1 pseudogene is annotated in these 924 nt (G+C 47.9%); it reads left to right on the top strand.

Annotated elements, in window-relative coordinates:
• A pseudogene (locus tag JNG37_RS09750) lies at positions 1-924 on the top strand (hypothetical protein); the annotation flags it as partial.

The raw sequence follows: 924 nt of genomic DNA, 5'->3' as shown, positions 1-924 counted from the left end.
GTTGCCTTGAACACTAGCGCCTTAGCTGCCCTCCTGGCTCAAACAGAAGCCTTGGAAAATCTGACTGAAAAACAAACTCAGGAATTAGAAGGTCTGATTGAGGCTGCGGATGCTGCCCTGGGCGGAACGGACCAAGCAGCAGTTGATGAAGTAGCAAGCTTGATTGAAGATTGGTTAACATCTTTGAACACCTCAGGTACAAGTGCAACTCCAGAAACAGGTGGTACAACAGACGCACCAGGCACAGGCGGAACAACCGAAACTCCGAACACAGGAGGAACAACAGAGACTCCAGGTTCAAGTGAATCAACAGATGCACCAGGAACAGGTGGTGCAACAGAGGCACCAGATACTGGGAATACAGGCGAAACTCCAACACCATCTGAAGAAACAGAAGCCCCTAACTCAGGCCTATTGACTGAGGAAGTGGTCTTGGTAGATCCAGCTACTGGTATCCGTGTTCGTCTGGAAGCAGGTGAAAGCGACCAGATTGTGAAAGTAGCTGTCACAGAATTACCAGAATCTGCAGAACGTGATACTGATTTCTACGATATTGTCTTGCTTGATCAAGCAGGCAAGGAAGTAGCACCAAGCAAGGATACCTTGGTTGTACTCCCAATCAAAGCAGGCAAAGAAGTTGAAGCCGTTCAATACCACAAGGAAGATGGCAGCGTAGAATCACTGGCCTTCACAGAGACCCTTGTTCAAAATGAAGACGGTACCAGCTTCCCAGCCGTAGTATTTGTTGCGAAACACTTCAGTATCTACGGAGTTGTTTACGTAGAAACAGCCAAAGGTCCAGGTTTAGTCAATGAAGGTCCAGCAGCCTTTGAAGGTGGTTTGGTACCAAACCAAGCGCCTAAACAGGTAGCCTTGCCAGCAGCTAGCTTACCAACCAGTCAAAAAGAAAGCAGTAAGTCTGAT

Source organism: Streptococcus suis, from assembly GCF_016775005.1.
Classification (GTDB): Bacteria; Bacillota; Bacilli; order Lactobacillales; family Streptococcaceae; genus Streptococcus; species Streptococcus suivaginalis.
This window is presented reverse-complemented; position numbering and strand designations above follow the sequence as displayed.